Origin of the sequence: Dyella humi (assembly GCF_044904605.1) — a bacterium.
GTDB lineage: Bacteria > Pseudomonadota > Gammaproteobacteria > Xanthomonadales > Rhodanobacteraceae > Dyella_B > Dyella_B humi.
Genome location: NZ_JADIKI010000023.1, coordinates 1,928,207 through 1,946,845 on the forward strand (window position 1 = coordinate 1,928,207; position 18,639 = coordinate 1,946,845).

Annotated in this window: 12 protein-coding genes; 6 read left to right on the top strand and 6 right to left on the bottom strand. The window is 62.4% G+C overall.

From position 1 onward, the window contains the following. Positions 1 to 32 precede the first annotated feature (32 nt). Entirely contained in the window at positions 33 to 248 is a 216-nt protein-coding gene (rpsU, locus tag ISP18_RS19715) for a 30S ribosomal protein S21 (protein WP_109724432.1), read from the bottom strand. A gap of 183 nt (positions 249 to 431) precedes the next feature. Here rpsU and tsaD point away from each other — a divergent pair, with 183 nt between their 5' ends. Genes tsaD through folK form a run of 3 tightly spaced genes read left to right on the top strand, consistent with a single transcriptional unit; the run spans position 432 to position 2,373 of the window. Further along, complete coding sequence (gene tsaD, locus ISP18_RS19720) at positions 432 to 1,499, top strand: tRNA (adenosine(37)-N6)-threonylcarbamoyltransferase complex transferase subunit TsaD (RefSeq protein WP_380011444.1); 1,068 nt, start codon at positions 432 to 434, stop codon at positions 1,497 to 1,499. Positions 1,500 to 1,531: 32 nt separating this feature from the next. Next, positions 1,532 to 1,888 carry a dihydroneopterin aldolase gene (gene folB / locus ISP18_RS19725; RefSeq protein WP_380011447.1) on the top strand — a complete coding sequence of 119 codons (357 nt, stop codon included), beginning with the start codon at positions 1,532 to 1,534 and terminating at the stop codon, positions 1,886 to 1,888. Positions 1,889 to 1,890: 2 nt separating this feature from the next. Further along, on the top strand, positions 1,891 to 2,373 hold the full coding sequence (folK, locus tag ISP18_RS19730) for a 2-amino-4-hydroxy-6-hydroxymethyldihydropteridine diphosphokinase (protein ID WP_380011451.1): 483 nt from the start codon (positions 1,891 to 1,893) through the stop codon (positions 2,371 to 2,373). Positions 2,374 to 2,375: 2 nt separating this feature from the next. On the opposite strand, the gene ISP18_RS19735 is transcribed toward folK, so the two are convergent. Next, on the bottom strand, positions 2,376 to 3,125 hold the full coding sequence (locus ISP18_RS19735) for a pteridine reductase (RefSeq protein ID WP_380011454.1): 750 nt from the start codon (positions 3,123 to 3,125) through the stop codon (positions 2,376 to 2,378). Positions 3,126 to 3,231: 106 nt separating this feature from the next. Further along, entirely contained in the window at positions 3,232 to 3,912 is a 681-nt protein-coding gene (locus ISP18_RS19740) for a hypothetical protein (protein WP_380011457.1), read from the bottom strand. A 197-nt stretch (positions 3,913 to 4,109) separates the two neighbouring features. Between ISP18_RS19740 and ISP18_RS19745 the strand changes: the two genes are divergently transcribed. Beyond that, positions 4,110 to 6,332 (top strand): TonB-dependent receptor, encoded by a 2,223-nt coding sequence (locus ISP18_RS19745; RefSeq protein WP_380011459.1) that lies wholly within the window; start codon positions 4,110 to 4,112, stop codon positions 6,330 to 6,332. Between the two features lie 53 nt (positions 6,333 to 6,385). On the opposite strand, the gene ISP18_RS19750 is transcribed toward ISP18_RS19745, so the two are convergent. Both ISP18_RS19750 and ISP18_RS19755 read right to left on the bottom strand, forming a co-directional pair. Then, the gene (locus tag ISP18_RS19750; RefSeq protein WP_380011462.1) at positions 6,386 to 7,747 is read right to left on the bottom strand and encodes a S41 family peptidase; all 1,362 of its coding nucleotides are present in this window, start codon (positions 7,745 to 7,747) and stop codon (positions 6,386 to 6,388) included. Positions 7,748 to 7,889: 142 nt separating this feature from the next. Continuing rightward, on the bottom strand, positions 7,890 to 9,095 hold the full coding sequence (locus ISP18_RS19755) for a murein hydrolase activator EnvC family protein (RefSeq protein ID WP_380011465.1): 1,206 nt from the start codon (positions 9,093 to 9,095) through the stop codon (positions 7,890 to 7,892). A 280-nt stretch (positions 9,096 to 9,375) separates the two neighbouring features. Between ISP18_RS19755 and gltB the strand changes: the two genes are divergently transcribed. Then, the gene (gene gltB / locus ISP18_RS19760; protein WP_380011946.1) at positions 9,376 to 13,806 is read left to right on the top strand and encodes a glutamate synthase large subunit; all 4,431 of its coding nucleotides are present in this window, start codon (positions 9,376 to 9,378) and stop codon (positions 13,804 to 13,806) included. Continuing rightward, positions 13,803 to 15,239: an FAD-dependent oxidoreductase gene (locus ISP18_RS19765; protein WP_380011468.1), complete on the top strand. Its 1,437-nt coding sequence runs from the start codon at positions 13,803 to 13,805 to the stop codon at positions 15,237 to 15,239. The genes gltB and ISP18_RS19765 overlap by 4 nt, the downstream gene beginning before the upstream one ends. Before the next feature lie 195 nt (positions 15,240 to 15,434). On the opposite strand, the gene ISP18_RS19770 is transcribed toward ISP18_RS19765, so the two are convergent. Next, positions 15,435 to 18,467, bottom strand: a complete 3,033-nt coding sequence (locus tag ISP18_RS19770; RefSeq protein WP_380011471.1) for a TonB-dependent receptor — start codon at positions 18,465 to 18,467, stop codon at positions 15,435 to 15,437. Between the last annotated feature and the right edge of the window lie 172 nt (positions 18,468 to 18,639).

The following is an 18,639-nucleotide window of genomic DNA, read 5'->3' on the forward strand; positions in this document are numbered from 1 at the left end:
AGAACTCTCAAGCCCCGCCGAGGCGGGAGCGCTCAGTACAGACGGGTCTTGCGCGAAACGTCGCGCGACAGGCGGCGCAGATGGCGCTTAACGGCAGCGGCGCGCTTGCGCTTGCGTTCCTGGGTCGGCTTTTCATAGAACTCACGCTTACGGGTCTCGGCGAGGATGCCGGCCTTTTCGCAGGTGCGCTTGAAGCGACGCAGGGCGAGTTCGAACGGCTCGTTCTCGCGGACTTTTACGCTGGGCATGGAAACTCCGGATGGTGGAAATGGCCACAAGACTGCGGCGAGCCGCAAAGTATACGCCGAGTGACGTGAAAAATTCAAAGAGCGGAGAGCGGGAAACAGGGAGCGGGGAACATGAAAGATGCCGCTCTAACCGCAATATAGGCAAGAATGAGCGTCTATATATTAAAGCCAGCGCATTTCGAGATGTCCAACGTTCCCCGTCCCCCGTCCCCCGTTCCCCGCCCTGTGCTGGGCATCGAGACCTCCTGCGACGAAACCGGCGTCGCCCTGTTGCGTTGGGAGCCCAAGGCGCCGGGGCAGGGGCTGCTGGCGCATGCCCTGTACACCCAGGTGAAGCTACATGCGGATTACGGCGGCGTGGTGCCGGAACTGGCCAGCCGCGACCACGTGCGCAAGCTATTGCCCTTGGTGCGCGAAGCCTTGAAGGAAGCGGGTTTGACCCCGGCTGACCTCGGCGGGGTGGCCTACACGGCGGGTCCCGGCCTGGTGGGCGCCTTGCTGGTGGGCGCCGCCACCGGCCGCGCCATGGCCTGGGCGCTGGGTGTGCCGGCGATCGGTGTGCATCATATGGAAGGGCACCTGCTAGCCCCCTTGCTGGAAGACGATCCGCCCGAGCCGCCCTTCTTGGCCTTGCTGGTGTCCGGCGGCCATTCGATGCTGGTGGAGGTGCAGTCCATCGGTCATTACCGCATCCTGGGCGACACGTTGGACGATGCCGCCGGCGAGGCCTTCGACAAGACCGCCAAGCTGATGGGCCTGCCGTACCCGGGTGGCCCGGCGTTGGCGGCGTTGGCAGGCCAGGGTCGGCCGGGTGCGTTCCGTTTTTCGCGTCCGATGACGGATCGCCCCGGGCTGGATTTCAGTTTCTCGGGCCTCAAGACGCAGGTGCTGCTGGCCTGGCAGCAGTCCGATCAAAGCGAACAGACCCGTGCCGATATCGCACGCGCGTTCGAGGAAGCGATCGTCGATACATTGCTGATCAAATGCCGTCGCACGCTGGCCCAAACTGGCGTGAAACGGCTGGTGATCGCCGGTGGCGTGGGCGCCAATCGTCGTTTGCGCGAAGAGCTGGCTGCCGCGGGCGCCAAGGACGGTTTCAAGACCTATTTCCCGCGTCTGCAGTTCTGCACCGACAACGGCGCGATGATCGCGCTGGCCGGCGCCATCCGGTTGGCGCATGGGCAGCATCAGGACGAATCCGTGCAGGTGTTTCCGCGCTGGGACCTGCAGACCCTGCCACCCGCCGCTTGATCGTATCGCCCGCATCCGCGACGCTTGCACGCATGGATATCGTTTTCATCGAAGATTTGCGCATCGACACTGTCATCGGCATCTACGACTGGGAGCGGCGCGTGCGCCAGACCTTGTCGTTCGACATCGAGATGGCGTTCGACAATACCGTACCCGCCGCCAGCGACGACATCGCTGACACGCTCAATTACAAGGACGTGTCCAAGCGGCTGATCGCGTATGTGAGCGAATCCAGTTTCGGCCTGGTGGAAACGTTGGCCGAGCGCTGCGTTGCAATCATCCGCGTCGAATTCGGCGTGGCGTGGGTGCGGCTGAAGCTTTCCAAGCCTGGTGCGGTGCGCGGCGCGAAAGCCGTGGGCGTGTGCATCGAGCGCGGCAAACGTTCCTAGACATGGCTCGCGTCTACCTAAGCCTGGGTTCCAACCAGGAACCGCATCACTACCTGCGCGCCGCGCTGGACGAATTGCGCGCGCGTTTCGGCCACATCAACGTGTCGCCGGCGTACCGCAGCGCGGCAGTGGGTTTTGATGGCGCCGACTTCGTCAATCTTGCGGTGGGTCTTGATACGGACCTCGACCCCAACGCGCTCAACGATTGGCTGCATGCGCTGGAAGATCACCACGGGCGTCGCCGCGACGTGCCGCGTTATGCCGATCGCACGCTCGATCTGGACATCGTGCTGTACGACGACCTGGTGACGCAGGGGCCGGGGCATCTGGATATTCCGCGCAAGGAACTGAAGCATGCCTTCGTGCTGAAGCCGCTTGCCGACATCGCACCCGATGTGCGTCATCCCGTCAGCGGAAGCACCATGGCGGAACTATGGGCGGCGTTTCCCGTCGAACGCGAACCTCTGAAACTCGAGCCGCTGTAAGTTCAGATCGTCACGCTGCGCCCGCCGTCCACGCGGATGATCTGGCCGGTTACGAAGGGTGCGTCGCGCAATAACCAAAGCACCGCGCTGGCGACGTCTTCTGGCGTGCCGCTGCGCTGGAGTGGCGTGCGTGCAAGCATGGTTTCTTGTTCGGCGTAGGGCTTGCCGTCGCTCGGCCACATCACCGCGCCAGGTGCGACGCCGTTGACGCGCACGTCAGGGCCGATATCCAGCGCCAAGCAGCGCGTCATGGCGGCGAGCGCTGCTTTCGCCATCACATAGATGGGATGTTGCGCCAGCGCGCGTTCCGCGTAGATGTCCACCAGGTTCACGATCGCGCCACGCGTTGTACGCAAAGCGGGTAGCGCAGCTTGCGCGAGAAAGAATGGCGCTTGCGCGTTGGAAGCGAACAACTCATTCCATTGTGTGATCGTGGCGGTTTCCAGCGGCGTGGGGTAGAACGCGGAGGCATTGTTGACCAGTGCATCGAGGCGGCCATAACGCGCCAGCGTGGTGTCGAGCAGTTCCGGCAGTGCGTGCAGATCGGCAAGGTCAGCCTGCAGCACGAGCACGCTATCGGCGCGTTGTGCGGAAAGTTCGGCAGCCAGAGCATCCGCCTCGGTCATCGAACGGCGGCAGTGCAGCGCGAGATCGTAGCCGGCGGCATGCAGCGTGCGCGCGATCACGCCGCCGACGCGCTTGGCACCGCCGGTGATCAGTACGACCGGATGCTGCGGTTTGGACGAATCCATGTGAGGCCCCTGCAGTAACGCGGAATCATGCCTCACCGTCATTCCGGCCTACGCCGGAATAACGGTGAGGAAACAGCTGAACTTTATCGCGTTGCCTTGCGCCGTCCTAATGCAAACGCGTCGCCTGCACTTCCTGTGTCACGTCCGCGGCTGCATCGTCCCCATCGGCCATGCCGATGTCGCTCTTCAGCATCGCAATCGTCGTCGCGGCCACTTGTCGCGTGTCGTAATAGGCATAACCGCCGACGCCGATTGCGCCAATTATCGGCATCCAACGCGAAAGCCCTTCGCCCAGCGCGCGCTGCGTCACTTTCACGCCGATCTGCTTGGCGATGCGTTCGATCACGCCATAGGACACGCGGCGGAAGATCAGGCGATCGCCCAGCCGCACTACCAGGTCGCGGAACGCTTGTGCGGACGTGTGGCGGAACAGGCACCACAGCATTTGTTCGCGGCCGAGTTCTGCGTGCTTGCCGTACGCAGCGGCGATGTCGCTGACCAGTTGCGCCTGGATTTTCCAGATCGAGATCAGCTCCGGCAGGATGGTGAGCCACCCAAGCGGGCCGGGCGGCAGGGCGAGCGTGCCGGCGGTCAGCGCGGCGCGCTGAGCGGCGCGGTTGGCCAGACGGCGCGCCTCGGCTTCTGGGTCGGAATGGCTGTGCAACTTGCTGTCGGGGACCTGGCTGATGAAATCCAGGATGGCTCGCGTCACCCGGCTGCTGGCCTCGTCCTGTGTGATCACAGCCGGAAGGCCGGGGGTGGCTTGCGTGTCGTTGGGCTCGGTCATGCCGTGCTCCCTAGGGAAAACAACGTGAGGAAACAACAGACCCGGGATCATAGTCCGGCCATGTGCAGCGCTGATGAGGGCGGCATGAACCACCTGGGGGGCCGGGCATGACTTCTGGGACGGGCACTAGGGTGTAAGGGAAATGTTATAACATTGCGGACTGTTCTTTCGTTCAACTCCGCCCTGGATTCCCCTGCATGAAAATGTCTCCGCTTGCCCTTGGTCTCAGCCTTGCGCTATACGCCGTCGCCGCCACGGCCGCGCCCGGCGGCGATCAGGTGCCTGCCGCCGCCAGCAGTTCTTCGAACACCGCCACACAACAACCACCCGGTGACGATACTCAGGGCGACACCATTGACCAGGGCTCGCGCAACCGCCGGGCTACCAAGGCGAAGCAGCTTGGTACGGTCAACGTTTCCGCCGCGCTGGATGTAGCGCGCAACAACTTGTCGCCAGATACGGGCAGCAGCCAGTACGTCATCAGTGCGCAGGACATCCAGGCGCTGCCGCTGGGTGCCTCCACGCCGCTCAACCAAGTGCTGCTGCAGGCGCCTGGCGTGGTGCAGGATTCCTACGGTCAGCTGCACGTGCGCGGCGATCACGCCAACCTGCAGTACCGCATCAATGGCGTCATGCTGCCGGAGTCAATCGCGGGTTTCGGCCAGACCCTGGATCCGCGCATGATCCAAACGGTGAAACTGCTGGACGGCGCCTTACCGGCGCAATACGGCGAGCGCACGGCGGCGGTAGTAGATGTCACCACCAAGAGTGGCGCGGATCTCGGCAATGGCGGCGTGGTGGGCATCACCGGTGGATCGTTCGGCTCCGTCAATCCGTATGCGTCGATCTGGGGCCATAGCGGCAACTGGAGCTACTTCTTCACCGGCAATTACATAGAGAACAACGTCGGCATCGAGAATCCGACGCGCAGCCGCGATCCGATCCACGATCACACCAACCAGGTGAAAGGCTTCGGTGATATCTCTTACCTGATCAACAACGACACGCGCCTGAGCTTCCTGTTCGGCGTGACCAACAATCGCTTCCAGATTCCGAACAATCCCAGCCAGACGCCGAATTTCGGCTATCTGGACCAGACCGATTTCAACTCCGCCAACTTGAACGAGCGCCAGAACGAGCAGACGCGCTTCGGCATGCTGGCGCTGCAGGGCAAGTTCGGCGATACCGCCTATCAAGTATCGGTGGGCCAGCGCTACAGCGGACTGCAGTACTACCCCGATGACATTGGCGACCTGATGTTCAACGGCGTGGCCGGCCAGATCAATCAGACCGACCGCGCTTCGACGCTGCAAGCTGACTTCGCTACGCCGTGGGCGAGCAATCACACCTTGCGCTATGGCGTGTATTACGAATTCGATCGCGCCGCTACGAGCACCAACTCGCTGGTGTTCCCGACCAATCCGGACGGTAGCCAGGCCAGCACAGTGCCGTTCAACATCTTCACCGGCGATCGCATTCTCGCCAAGACGGCGGCGATCTACTTGCAGGACGAATGGGATATCAGCGACGCCTGGACGCTGAACTACGGCGTGCGTGGCGATCGCTACACGGCGTTTCGTGAGGAAAGCCAGCTGAGCCCGCGCGTGGGCGTGGTGTGGCAGGCGACCGACAGCACGACGTTCCATGCTGGCTATTCGCGCTATTTCACGCCGCCGCAGACTGAGTTGATCTCCTCCGAGAACATCAACGCGTTCGCCAACACCACCAATGCGGTGAAGAACTACGGCAACAACACGCCGCTGACGGAGCGCTCCAACTATTTCGACGCGGGTGTTCAACAGAACATCGGTTCGGACTGGACACTGGGCCTGGATGCCTACTACCGCAAGGTGGAGCGTCTGCAGGACCTGGGGCAGTTCGGCACCGCGCTGGTGTACTCCACGTTTAACTACAAGTACGGCCGCGTTCGCGGCACCGAGCTCACTCTTTCTTACAACCATGGCCCGGTATCGGCGTATTTCAATGCCGCATTCAGCCGCGCCATGGGCAAGGACGTGATCACCGGCCAGTACAACTTCGGCGTGGACGAGCTGGCCTATATCACCAATAACTGGATCCACCTCGACCACGATCAGAAGCTGGCTTCATCGGGTGGCGTGACCTACGCCATCACCGACAGCACCAAGGTGGGCGCCGATTACCTATTCGGCAGCGGCTTGCGCCAGGCAGGTCTGGTGCCCAACGGCCTCTCGCTGCCGTACTACTTCCAGCTCAACTTCAACGTGTCGCACGACTTCAACTTCGACAGCTTCGGTAAGGTGCATACACAGCTGGCGCTGATCAATGCGCTGGATCGCTCGTACCGACTGCGCAGCGGCACGGGCATCGGCGTCGGCGCGCCGCAGTATGCGCCGCGGCGCGGGTTGTATCTGACGTTGGAGAAGCTGTTCGACTTCTGATTCGAAGGGATTTTGCTGAGTGAGTCCCTCTCCTTTCGGGAGAGGGGCTTTAATCAATGCGCCGAAGCCGTCGGTTGCCCGCCATCCTTCCGCAGCGCCAGACCCTTGAGAATGTTCAACGCCTGCGACAGCGCGTAATCGCTGGTCGCCAGCTTCGCGTTTTCCGCGCTGCCGTCGTTGTTGATGCCATCGCTGTTCGCGATCGCTTCGTTCGCCAGGTGATGCGGCAGGTCAGCTTCGGAACTGATCGGGTTCTGCGTATCGTCTACTTTGGCCACAGTAAGGTCGGCCAGCGCGATGTCTGGCTTGATGCCTTCGGCCTGGATCGAGGTGCCGTTCGGCGTGTAGTAGCGCGCGGTGGTGAGTTTCACCGCGTGATCGGCGTCGAGCGGCAGCACGGTCTGTACCACGCCCTTGCCGAAGGTGCGGCGGCCGACGATCAGCGCGCGATGGTTGTCCTTGAGCGCGCCGGAGACGATCTCCGCCGCCGATGCGGTGCCGTTGTCGGCCAGCAGCACCATCGGCGCGCCGTTCAAGAGATCACCGGGGTGTGCGGAGAAGGTGAGGTTGGAATCCGGCAGGCGCCCGCGTGTCGTGACGATGATGCCCGAATCGAGGAAGTCATCGCTCACCGACACCGCCGCCGTCAGTAGGCCGCCCGGGTTGGAGCGCAGATCCAGGATCGCGCCTTTTTGCGCACCGTTCTTCTGGAGCAACGTACCCAGCTTTTTCTCCAGGTCGCTGGCGGTGTCGTCCTGGAACTGACTGATGCGGATGTATGCGTAGCCGGGCTCCAGCTCGCGCACTTTCACGCTGGTCATGGAAATGCGCTCGCGGGTGAGCGTCATGTTGACGGGCTGGTCTGATTTTTCGTGCAGGATGCCCAGCGTGATCTTGGTGCCCGGGTTGCCGCGCAGTGCGTCGAACATGCTGTCGATGTTGTCTGGCGTGACCACCTTGCCCTCGATCGCGGTGATCACGTCGCCCGGCTTGATGCCGGCGCGCGAGGCGGGCGTGTCGTCGATCGGTGAGACGATCTTCAGCATGCCGTTGTCTTCCATCACTTCGATGCCCAGGCCGCCGTATTGGCCGGTGGTGTCCTCGTTGAGTTCCTGCAGGCCTTCCTTGTCCAGGTAGGCGCTGTGCGGGTCGAGGCCGGCGAGCATGCCCTTGATCGCGTCGTTCATCAGGGTTTTGCTATCGACCTTCTCGACATAGGCCTGGCGGATGATCTGGTAGACGTGGGCGAAATTGCGCACGTCGTCCATGTTCACCTGCTCCGCGGGCGCCGCGCTACTCGTCGCTTTCGCCGGGGCGGCATCATTGTCGGCCGCCGCCGCATCGGGCGCCGCCTGTGCGTGCAGCACGGGCGTCGCCAGCAGCAAGGCGAGCAGGCAAGGGCGGGGGAAACGCATGGGGCAAACTCCACAGAAAATAAGAGGATGGCCCGGCTGAGACCGCCCGGGGCCATCGGAATTCAATAGCCAAAAGGATACGCCGATCTTGACCGCTTAAGCGTTGCAGGATGGCTTCACCCCTGTCTAAACCGTGTCGGCATCAGCGTTTCTGGCTCAGCCAGGTCCGCGGATCCACCGGCTTGCCATTCTGCCGCAGCTCGAAATACACCCCGGTGTTGTCGCCGGTGCTGAGCATGGCGGTGCCGAGCGCCTCGCCGGCGGCCACATCATCGCCCACGCCGTGCAGCAGGGTTTCGTTGTTGCCGTACATGCTCAGCCAGCCGTTGCCGTGGCTCAGGATGATCAGCTGCCCGTAGCCGCGCATGAAGTGTGCATACACCACGCGTCCGCGTGCCACCGCGCGCACGTCGGCGCCGCGCGGCGCGCCGATCACCACACCGTTGCCGAATGTGTGCACCGGGCCGGGCGCCGGCCAGGGCAGATTGCCGCGGATGTTGGCCATGGCCTTGCCGGTTTCGCCGCTCGGCACGGTGGGGTTGGCGCGCGCCTTGCGCGCTGCTTCGCGGGCTGCGTCGTCGATGGCCTTCTGCAGTTTCATCAGCAGGTCGTTGAGCGATTGCTCGTTCTGCTTCAGCGCGGCCAGCTTCTGCGCCTGGTTCTTGTACTGCGCGTCGATCTGGCTGGCGAGCTGCTGCTGTTGCTTGCGCTGCTGCTGCAGACTGGCGGCCTGCTGCTGGCGCTGCGTGCGGGTGGCCTCCAGCGCCTGCTGCTCGGCGGTGATCTGGTTTTCCAGATCCTGCAGCTTGGCCAGTTCCGTCATCAGCTGCTGCACCTTCTGCAGGCGGTCCTGCTGGAAATACTTGGAATATTCCAGCGAGCGGGCGATGCGCGCGATGTCTTCGTCGCCCAGCAGCAGGCGAATATCCGAGCCGTGGCCGACGGCGTAAGTGGCGCGCAACAGGTCGGCGATCGCCGCGCGTTGTCCGCTCAGGTTCTGATTGAGCACCGATCGTTGCGTTTGCAACTGATCGAGTTGCTGCTGCTTGGCCGCGATTTGCGCATCGGTATCGCGCACCGCCTTGGCGGCGGCGGCCACTACGTCGGATTGCTTGGCCAGCTCGGCGTTGACGCTGTCGCGCTTGGCAGCGGTGTCGGCCTGCTCCTTGGCCAGCGTCTGCATCTTGGCGCGCAGGTCTGTCAGTTGCTGCTTGGTCTGGGCCTGTTGGGCTTCAGCCTTACTGTCCTGCGCAGCTCCGGCGATGGAGGGAAAGCTGATGGAAAGGGCGATCGCAGCGGCGATGAGGGTGAAAACGAGTGATCGGAACGCACGGGAAGATGTCGGCATGCAGCAGATTATGTCTGAGCTGGACTGTTCCCGCGAGACGCCACAAACGCCGCCGCAGCGCGCCTTTGCGGACATCCGCGCAGGATTGGTCTGTTAGCGTGAGCTGGTACATCTAACGATCGTTTTTCATTTGGACGTCTAGCCGGCTTTGACGCGACGCACAAGTTGTGCTTAAAGTCGGGTTGCAAGCCTTATTCGCATGCAGCTTGCCGCTCCCGAGGCGGCAGGCTTTTTGCGCCCTAGCGAGCCCGGAGAAGTAAGGGGAATTCAAGTCATGTTGGTGGCACCGCGGTTGTACGACCCCAGTTTTGAACACGATAGCTGTGGCTTTGGTCTGGTCGCCCAGATCGACGGCCGCGCCAGCAAATGGGTGGTCGATACGGCTTTTACGGCGCTCGCCAAACTTTCCCACCGCGGCGGCGTGAATGCCGACGGCGTCACCGGCGACGGTTGCGGCGTGCTGATCCATCACCCGCACTCCTGGCTGCGTGCCATGGCGGTGCAAGCAGGCATCCCGCTGGGTGAGCGTTTCGCTGCAGGTCTGGTGTTTCTGGAATCGGCCGACAGCGAAGCCGCCAAGACGCTGCAGCGCTATGTGGCGGAAGAACGCCTGTTTGTGGCGGGCTGGCGCGACGTGGTGGTGAATGCGGAAGCCTGCGGCCCGATCGCGGCCGCGGCCAAGCCGCTGGTGCGGCAGATCTTTATCAATGCTGCGGACGACATGGACGACGCCAGCTTCGAGCGCGCGCTGTTCCGCGCACGCCGTCGCGCTGAGCATGCACTGGCCGACGATCCGCAGTTCTATGTGGTGTCGCTGTCCGCCCAGGTGATCGGCTACAAGGCGATGGCCGCGCCAGGACATCTGCGCGACGTCTTCGACGATCTGCGCCATCCAGCGCTGGCGTCCGATGCAGTGGTGTTCCATCAACGCTTCTCCACCAACACCACGCCGCAGTGGCGCCTGGCGCAGCCGTTCCGGTTGCTGGCGCACAACGGCGAGATCAATACCATCCGCGCCAACCGCCGTTGGATGCAGACACGCGCACAGGTCTGGCGTTCGCCGCGGGTTGATCTCTCCGACATCGGCCCGTTCGTGCGGCAAAGCGGCTCGGATTCGGAAAGCCTCGACAACGCGCTGGAACTGCTGCTGGCCGGCGGGCTGGACATGATCGCCGCCATACGCGTGCTGGTGCCGCCGGCGTTTGCCGCGCGCGAAGGCATCGACGAAGATCTCGCCGCGTTCTACGAGTACTACGCATTGCACAGCGAGCCGTGGGATGGTCCGGCCGGACTGGTGATGTGTGATGGCCGCTACGCCGTCTGCACGCTCGATCGCAACGGCTTGCGTCCGGCGCGTTGGTCACTGTCCGACGACAACCATCTGATCGTCGCTTCCGAAGCCGGCTTGTGGGACGTGCCCAGTTCGCGCGTCATCGCTAAGGGCCGCCTCGCACCCGGTGAAATGATCGCTGTCGATTTCCAGACTCACCGCCTGCTGCGCGATGCCGACATCGACGACATCAACCGCAAGCGTGCGCCGTATCGCGACTGGTTGCGTGCGGGCGTGAGCTATCTGGAATCCGACCTGATCGATCCTTCTCTGGCGGCCGAACCGCTGCCGGCGGATGAATTGCGCTGCTACCAAAAGCTATATGGCCTGTCGCGCGAAGAGCGCGAAACCGTGCTGAAGGTGATCGCAGAACTGGAAGCTGAAGCCACCGGTTCGATGGGCGACGACACACCGATCGCCGCGATGTCGCGTCAGGTACGTCCGTTGTTCGATCGCTTCCGCCAGGCGTTCGCGCAGGTCACCAATCCGCCGATCGATCCGCTGCGCGAAAAGCTGGTGATGTCGCTGGTGACGCAGATCGGGCCGGAAGGCAACGTGTTCGATCTGAAGCCCGAGAACGCCAAGCAGATTCTGATCAACTCGCCGATTCTTTCGCAGCGCAAGTTGCGTCAGCTGTTGGCGATGCCGCAATACGCCAACGCACCGCGCTTCGACCTGATGTATGCGGCGGAAGAAGGATTGGAAGCCGCGCTGCGCCGCCTGTGCCTCGACGTGGCGCAATCAGTGCGCGATGGCAATGCGCTGATCTTCCTGAGTGATCGTTACCCACAGCACGACCTGCTGCCGATCCATTCGCTGCTGGCGACCGGCGCAGTGCATGCGTATCTGATCGATGAAGGTCTGCGTTGCCACTGCAATATCGTGGTGGAGACGGCCACGCCGCGTGATCCGCATCAATTCGCCTGCCTGATCGGCTACGGCGCCACGGCAATCTATCCGTGGCTGGCGTATCAGAGCCTGTTCGAGCTCGGTCGCGAAGGGCACATCGAAGGTGATCGGCAGGAGATCGGTCGCAGTTATCGTCGCGGCATTCGCAAGGGTCTGCTGAAGATTCTGTCGAAGATGGGCATCTCCACCGTGGCCGGTTATCGCGGTGCGCAGTTGTTCGAAATCGTCGGCTTGGCACCGGAAGTGGTGGAGCTGTGCTTCCCCGGCACGCCTTCGCGCATCGGGGGTGCAAGCTTCGCCGACCTGGAACACGAGCAGCGCCTGCTTGCGGCGGAAGCTTGGAACCAGGCGCAATCGCTGCGCGCCGGCGGCCTGTACAAGTACGTGCACGGCGGCGAGTACCACATGTACAACCCGGATGTGATCGCCACGCTGCAAAAGGCGGTGCGCACCGGCAATCCACGTGATTATCGTGAGTATGCCGATTTCGTCGATCACCGCCCGCCGTCTGCACTGCGCGATCTGCTCGGTTTGAAACCCGCTGCCGAACCGATTCCGCTGGAAGAAGTCGAATCTGTCGAAGCGATCCTGAAGCGCTTCGATTCGGCCGGCATGTCGTTGGGCGCGCTCTCGCCGGAAGCGCACGAAGCGTTGGCGATCGCCATGAACCGTCTCGGCGCGCGCAGCAATTCCGGTGAAGGCGGCGAAGATCCAGCGCGCTACGGCACGGAGAAAGCATCGAAGATCAAGCAGGTGGCGTCCGGACGTTTCGGCGTCACGCCGGCGTACCTGGTGAACGCCGAAGTGCTGCAGATCAAGATCGCACAGGGTGCAAAGCCCGGCGAAGGCGGTCAGCTGCCCGGCCACAAGGTGGATGCCACCATTGCGCGCCTGCGCTATGCGAAGCCGGGCATCGGCCTGATTTCGCCGCCGCCGCATCACGACATTTATTCGATCGAAGATCTCGCCGAGCTGATTCACGATTTGAAGGAAGTGAATCCGGAGGCGTTGATCTCGGTGAAGCTGGTCTCGCACGCAGGCGTCGGCACGGTGGCGGCTGGCGTGGTGAAAGCCGGCGCAGATCTGATCACCGTCAGCGGCCACGACGGTGGCACCGGTGCGAGTCCGCTCACCTCCATCAAATACGCCGGCACGCCGTGGGAACTAGGTCTGGCGGAAACACAGCAGACACTGCGACGCAACGATCTGCGCGGCCGTGTGCGTCTGCAGACCGACGGCGGCCTGAAGACTGGCTTAGACGTGGTGAAGGCCGCGCTGCTGGGTGCGGAAAGCTTCGGCTTCGGCACCGGTCCGATGGTGGCGCTGGGTTGCAAGTACCTACGCATCTGCCATTTGAATAACTGCGCCACCGGTGTGGCCACGCAGCACCCGGTGCTGCGTAAGGATCACTTCATCGGCCTGCCTGAGATGGTGATGAACTACTTCACCTTCGTCGCACGGGATGTGCGTGCGCATCTCGCACAGCTCGGTGTGCGTTCGCTGGGTGAGATCGTGGGACGCACCGAACTGCTCGAACAGCTCGAAGGCGTGACGCCGGTGCAGCATAAGCTCGATCTCACTCCGCTGATCGATGGCACGGGTCTGAGTGCACGCAGCGAATTCGCCTGCACGCTGCCGCGCAACCCAATGCGCGACGAAGCCGAACTGGCTTCGCGCATCGAAGTCGATACGGCCACAGCGGTAGCGAACAAGGCCGGCGGCGCATTCGCCTATCGCATCGAGAACACTGATCGTGCAATCGGTGCGCGTTTGTCCGGCGACGTCGCGCGTCGTCACGGCGATCACGGTATGGATGCAAGCCCGATCGAACTGAAGCTAGAAGGCGCGGCCGGCCAGAGTCTGGGCGCGTGGAATGCCGGCGGCGTGCATATCGAACTGATCGGCGAAGCGAACGACGGCGTTGGCAAGGGTATGGCGGGTGGTCGCATCGTGGTGCGTCCGCCAGCGGATGCGCCATACGCAAGTCAGGATGCGTCGATCATCGGCAACACCTGTTTATATGGCGCGACGGATGGCGAGTTGTATGCCGCCGGCCGCGCGGGTGAGCGCTTCGCCGTGCGCAATTCCGGCGCGATCGCCGTGGTGGAAGGCGCCGGCGATCACTGCTGTGAATACATGACCGGCGGCGTTGTCGCCGTGCTCGGCAAGGTTGGCCTCAACTTCGGTGCGGGCATGACCGGAGGCTTTGCTTACGTGCTCGATCTCGAGCGCGATTTCGTCGACTGCTACAACCACGAGCTGGTCGACATCCTGCGTATTTCACCCGAGGGGATGGAAAACTACATGCAGCACCTGCGGAAATTGGTCACCCGCCACGTTGAATTGACCGGCAGCGAATGGGGTCGGCAGATTCTGCGCGACTTCCGCGGCCTGCAATACAAATTCTGGCTGGTGAAACCGAAAGCCGCGAGCCTTGCCGTGCTGGCTGAAGAACTTCGGAGGGCGGCATGAGCGCAAAGCTGTTCCAATTCCTCGACGTACCTCGACAGCCGCCGCGCACCGTCCCCGTGGCGGTGCGCGTGCTGGGCTACGGTGAAATCGGCGGCGACTTTGCATCACCGCAGGCGTCCTCGCAGGCGGAGCGCTGCATCGATTGCGGCAATCCGTATTGCGAACACGCCTGTCCGGTGCACAACTACATTCCTAACTGGCTGAAATTGGTGCAACAGGGCCGCATTATGGAAGCGGCCACGTTGATGCATGAAACCAATCCGCTACCGGAAATCTGCGGGCGCGTGTGTCCGCAGGATCGTCTGTGCGAAGGCGCATGCACGCTGGAGCAGACCGCGTTCGGCTCGGTGACCATCGGCAGTATTGAACGCTGGGTCACCGATGAAGCGCTGCGCCAGGGCTGGCGGCCGGATCTTTCCAAGGTGTGCGAAACCGGTTATCGCGTGGCAGTGATCGGCGCTGGCCCTGCAGGGTTGGCGTGCGCCGATCGCCTGCGTCGCGAAGGCATCGCAGCGGACGTTTACGATAGCCAGCGCGAGATCGGTGGTCTGCTCACCTTCGGCATTCCGCCATTCAAGCTCGATAAGGGCGTCGTGCGTACGCGTCGCGACGTACTCGAAGGCATGGGCGTACGTTTCCTGCTCGGCAAGGAAGTAGGGCGCGACGTGGAGTTTGGTGCGCTGCTCGAAGAATACGACGCGGTCTTCGTCGGCACCGGCGCCTACACTTTCGTGGACGGCCAATTGCCCGGGCGCGAATTGCTGGGCGTGCACGATGCCTTGCCATTCCTGATCGCCAACACCGAGCGCCTGCTGCGCGATGAACCCGCGTCCGTGTTCGATTTTCACGGCAAACACGTGGTGGTGCTCGGTGGCGGCGATACCGGCATGGACTGCAACCGTACCGCGATCCGTCTCGGCGCCACGTCCGTCACCTGCGTGTATCGCCGTGACGAAGCAAGCATGCCCGGCTCCGCGCGCGAAGTGAATTACAGCCGCGAAGAAGGCGTCACCTTTCTGTTCCAACGCCAGCCGATCGCGATTCTCGACCATGGCAACGGCCATGTGCGCGGCGTACGCGTGGTGGAAACGCAACTGGTCGATTCGGGTGATGGACGTCCGAAGCCGCAGAACGTGCCCGGCACCGAATCGGACATCGTGGCGGACGTGGTGATCCAGTCGTTCGGCTTCTTACCCAGCCCGCCGAATTGGCTGAAGACGCACGGCGTTGAACTCGCATCGTCCGGCAAGGTGATCACTGGCGCACATGGCCGGCTGCCGCACCAGACCAGCCATCCGAAGATTTTCGCTGGCGGCGACAATGTTCGCGGCGCGGATCTCGTGGTGCGCGCGGTATATGACGGCCGTGAGGCCGGCAGGAGCATTGCGAGCATGCTGGCGAGTGCGCCGGTCAAAGCGGTGGCCGCGGGTTAGCCAAGGTTTGCAGCCATATCTGAGTAAAAAAAGCGGCGCGTTAAATGCGCCGCTTTTTTATTGCCGTGATTTGCATCCCAGCCTACGCACTGCATGCAACACGCTTCGCGCACCCATAAAAAACTCGCCCCGGCATAACCGGGGCGAGCGGGGAAGCGGACGCCTCTGGGAAGACGTCCGATTTCGAGCTTGTTATCAGTAGTCGTAAGACACCGACAGACGCACGTAGCGGGGCTGGGTGTAGTACATGCCCAGGCCATACGTGTTGAGTACCGTGCCCGGCGAGGCGGACTCGCTGGTGGCACTCCACTGCGTCGGGATCTGACGGTTCAGCACGTTGAACACATCCAGGCCGAAAGCCAGCTTCTGCTGCGCGAACATCGGGCGATAGCTCACGCCCAGATCCAGACGCTGATTCCATGGCATGCGGCCCGCTGCCCCCGGAGCCGACGGCTGGGCGAAGCAATAGTGATAGGCCGAACCGTATCCCGACGGATCGGTGTCCGGCGCAGGGTAGTAGCCAAGGCAGCTCTTCGGTGCACCCGATGTTAGTAGCACGCGGGCCGACAGCATCCACTCCGGCGTCAGTGCGTAAGCACCATAGGCTTTGATCTGGTGCGTGCGGTCGTTGAACAGCACGCCGTTGCTGTTCACCATGAGCGCGGCGAAGTCCCAGTCCTCGGTCTTGCTGACGTCGGTCTGGCCGATGTCCGAACGCACCTGGCCTTCGGTGTTGCCGTAGCTGCGCGAGAAGGTGTAGTCCAGGCGACCCTGCCACTTACCGTCGAACGGATGCTCCAAGTACATGTTCAGCGCGTAGTACTTGCGCTTGGCACCGTCGGTGAAGCCCCAGTCGTTCTTGGTCATCGTCACCTTGGTGTAACCGGTGCCATCCGTGCGCGCGACCAGGAAGTCATTGCTCTGACCCGGATTGATCAATCGGCAGCCTGGCTGATCGGTGACGTAATTAGTCGCCGTCAGGCCCATGGCCGTCAGCTTGTCAGCGATCTTGCCCGTATCGCATACGTCGTCGATCGCGCTTTCCAGTTTGCGCAACGTGAACTTCGCGCCAGTGGTCCAGCTCGAACCCAGCGTTTTGTCGAAGCCCAAGATCAGCTCGTCCTGGTATTCCGAACGCAGGTTGGTGGCGGTGAACGTCTTCGGATCGGGTGTGACGCCGTATTCGTTATCCGCGGAATGCGCCGGACCCAGCTTAGTCACGCCGGTCGGTGCGCCGTTCGCGGCGATGCCGGTATAGGTGAAGTACTGGTCGGTGTACGTGGAAGCCGAAGCGCCGCGAATCGCCACGCTGCTTGGCAAAGCAAGATAGTAACGACCAAGGTTGGCATACAGCTTCAAGCTGGAATCGCCGAACACGTCCCAGCTCGCACCCAGGCGCGGTGCCCACTGGTTGCCGCTACGTACATAGGGCTGCTCGCTGTTGTTGTAGTTGGTGAACTTGTCGTTACGCAAACCAACGTCCACCAACCAACGGTCGGTCACCTGCCATTTGTCTTCCAGGTAATACGCCTTCTGCGCCACCGACATGCTGGTGGCATCGTGGAAAATGCGCTGGCGCACGTAATACGGCGAACCCGGTGCAGCGGAGTAGCTGTTGATCGGATTGTTCGGAGTGGACGTGATGAAGTAATACCAAGCGTAGCCGGGGCCGCTGGTGATCTGACCCTGATCAGCCGCGTGGTAATACATGTTGTCGATACCCACGGACAGATCATGGCTGCCCAGGTGGTAATCGACGTCCAGGCGCAGGCCGTGAGTACGGCTCTCGGCATTCGGCGAGTTGATCAGGCGAACGGTGTTGCCGTTGGTGATCGTGCCGCCACCGGTATAGGCCGGATTCTGGTTGAGCGGGTTGGCGATGAACGGGTCAGTATCGTTCTGGCCCGGGATCTGGGTGAAGTTCGTCTCTTTGTTGCGACCGTAGGTCGCGCTCACCGTCAGATCCTGCGTGATGTATCCGGTGTACTTGATGACGTCGAGCGTGGTGGAGTTCTTCGACCACACCGGGTACAAGCCCTTCGCACCGCCGGTGCCGAGGGTGTTGTAGTTGAAGGCGTAATACTCGCCCGAGCTCGGCTTCAGCGGATCGCCGGCGCCAGCATCCGCCGGCTCTTTGTTCACGATGTGCGTGAGTTCCAGCAGGTTGTTGTCGGTGATGTTCCAGTCGATCTTGCCGTAGAACTTCTGCAGCTTGTTGGTGTAATTGAGATAGGCCGCCTGTGAGGCATCCACGGCATTGGTGCTGCGACCTTCCACCTTCTCTGCTTCCGCCGACAGGAAGAAGAACAACTTGTCCTTGATCAGCGGGCCGCCCACATAGGCGTCATACACGGTGCGCCACTGCTTATCGTCCTTGCGGTACTGATAGAGCGTGCCCGGCAGGTTCGACTTGGCATAGGTGTAACCGGACGGCAGCGCCATGTTGGGGTAATTGCGGTTCACCGGATCAGACTCCAGGAAACGCGGTTCCCAGATCATCTGTCCGCCGAAATGCCATTCGTTGGTGCCGCGCTTACCGATCTGGCTGATAACGCCGCCGTCGGAGCGGCCGTACTTGGCGCTGTAGCCGCCGATGTAGGTTTCCTGCTGTTCGATCGAACCATAAGGCAGGCCCACACCGCCCAGGTTGGACAGCGGATCGGAACTGCTGAAACCGTTGATGTAGTACGCGTTCTCGCTAGGGCTACCGCCGCCGAAAGAGAGCGAATTGTTGAAGAAGCCGCTGCCCTGCACGACGCCCGGCGCCAGCAGCGCGATGGCTTCGGCCGTGCGACCCAGTGGCAGGCGCTGCAGATCCTTGGCGGTAATCACCGAGCGGGAGTCGACTGAGGTCACGTCGATCTGCGGCAGGGCATTGGCGCTGACCGTTACGGTACTCAGCGTCTTGGCGACGAAGGTAACGTCGGTACCGACGCCCACGTTGAGCGTCACGTTTTCGCGAGTGTCGACCACGGCGCCGTCTTTCTTCAGCTGGACCGTGTACGTGCCTACCGGCAGGTTGGAGAGGCGATAGCGACCGGAGCTGTCCACCGCCACTTCGCGGGTGAGGCCCGTCTGGCTGATGACCGTCACCGAATCGCCGGCCGGCGCCTGGCCGAAAAAGTTGCCGGTGGTGGACTGTGCCATGGCCACGCCGGCCAGGCCCAACCCTAGCGCAATAGCTAGAGCTGTACGGTGCGGACGATAGCCGCTCATGTAATTCTTCATAGCGATTTTTCCCCGATTTAAGTAGTTGCTGCCGCCGAGCACGGGACTTGGAATGCCCTCCCCAACCATGCTCGATGAATGTTTATTTAACGCAACTATTTACGTCAGTCAAGAACTTACGGTTTTATCGGATGTTTACGCGAAAAATTCAGGCGTAAGCCGTAATTTCCTG

Excerpts from the sequence above, each read along its gene's own strand:
- rpsU (WP_109724432.1), bottom strand. The coding sequence starts at position 248 with ATGCCCAGCGTAAAAGTCCGCGAGAACGAGCCGTTCGAACTCGCCCTG.
- tsaD (WP_380011444.1), top strand. The coding sequence starts at position 432 with ATGTCCAACGTTCCCCGTCCCCCGTCCCCCGTTCCCCGCCCTGTGCTG.
- folB (WP_380011447.1), top strand. The coding sequence starts at position 1,532 with ATGGATATCGTTTTCATCGAAGATTTGCGCATCGACACTGTCATCGGC.
- folK (WP_380011451.1), top strand. The coding sequence starts at position 1,891 with ATGGCTCGCGTCTACCTAAGCCTGGGTTCCAACCAGGAACCGCATCAC.
- ISP18_RS19735 (WP_380011454.1), bottom strand. The coding sequence starts at position 3,125 with ATGGATTCGTCCAAACCGCAGCATCCGGTCGTACTGATCACCGGCGGT.
- ISP18_RS19740 (WP_380011457.1), bottom strand. The coding sequence starts at position 3,912 with ATGACCGAGCCCAACGACACGCAAGCCACCCCCGGCCTTCCGGCTGTG.
- ISP18_RS19745 (WP_380011459.1), top strand. The coding sequence starts at position 4,110 with ATGAAAATGTCTCCGCTTGCCCTTGGTCTCAGCCTTGCGCTATACGCC.
- ISP18_RS19750 (WP_380011462.1), bottom strand. The coding sequence starts at position 7,747 with ATGCGTTTCCCCCGCCCTTGCCTGCTCGCCTTGCTGCTGGCGACGCCC.
- ISP18_RS19755 (WP_380011465.1), bottom strand. The coding sequence starts at position 9,095 with ATGCCGACATCTTCCCGTGCGTTCCGATCACTCGTTTTCACCCTCATC.
- ISP18_RS19765 (WP_380011468.1), top strand. The coding sequence starts at position 13,803 with ATGAGCGCAAAGCTGTTCCAATTCCTCGACGTACCTCGACAGCCGCCG.
- ISP18_RS19770 (WP_380011471.1), bottom strand. The coding sequence starts at position 18,467 with ATGAAGAATTACATGAGCGGCTATCGTCCGCACCGTACAGCTCTAGCT.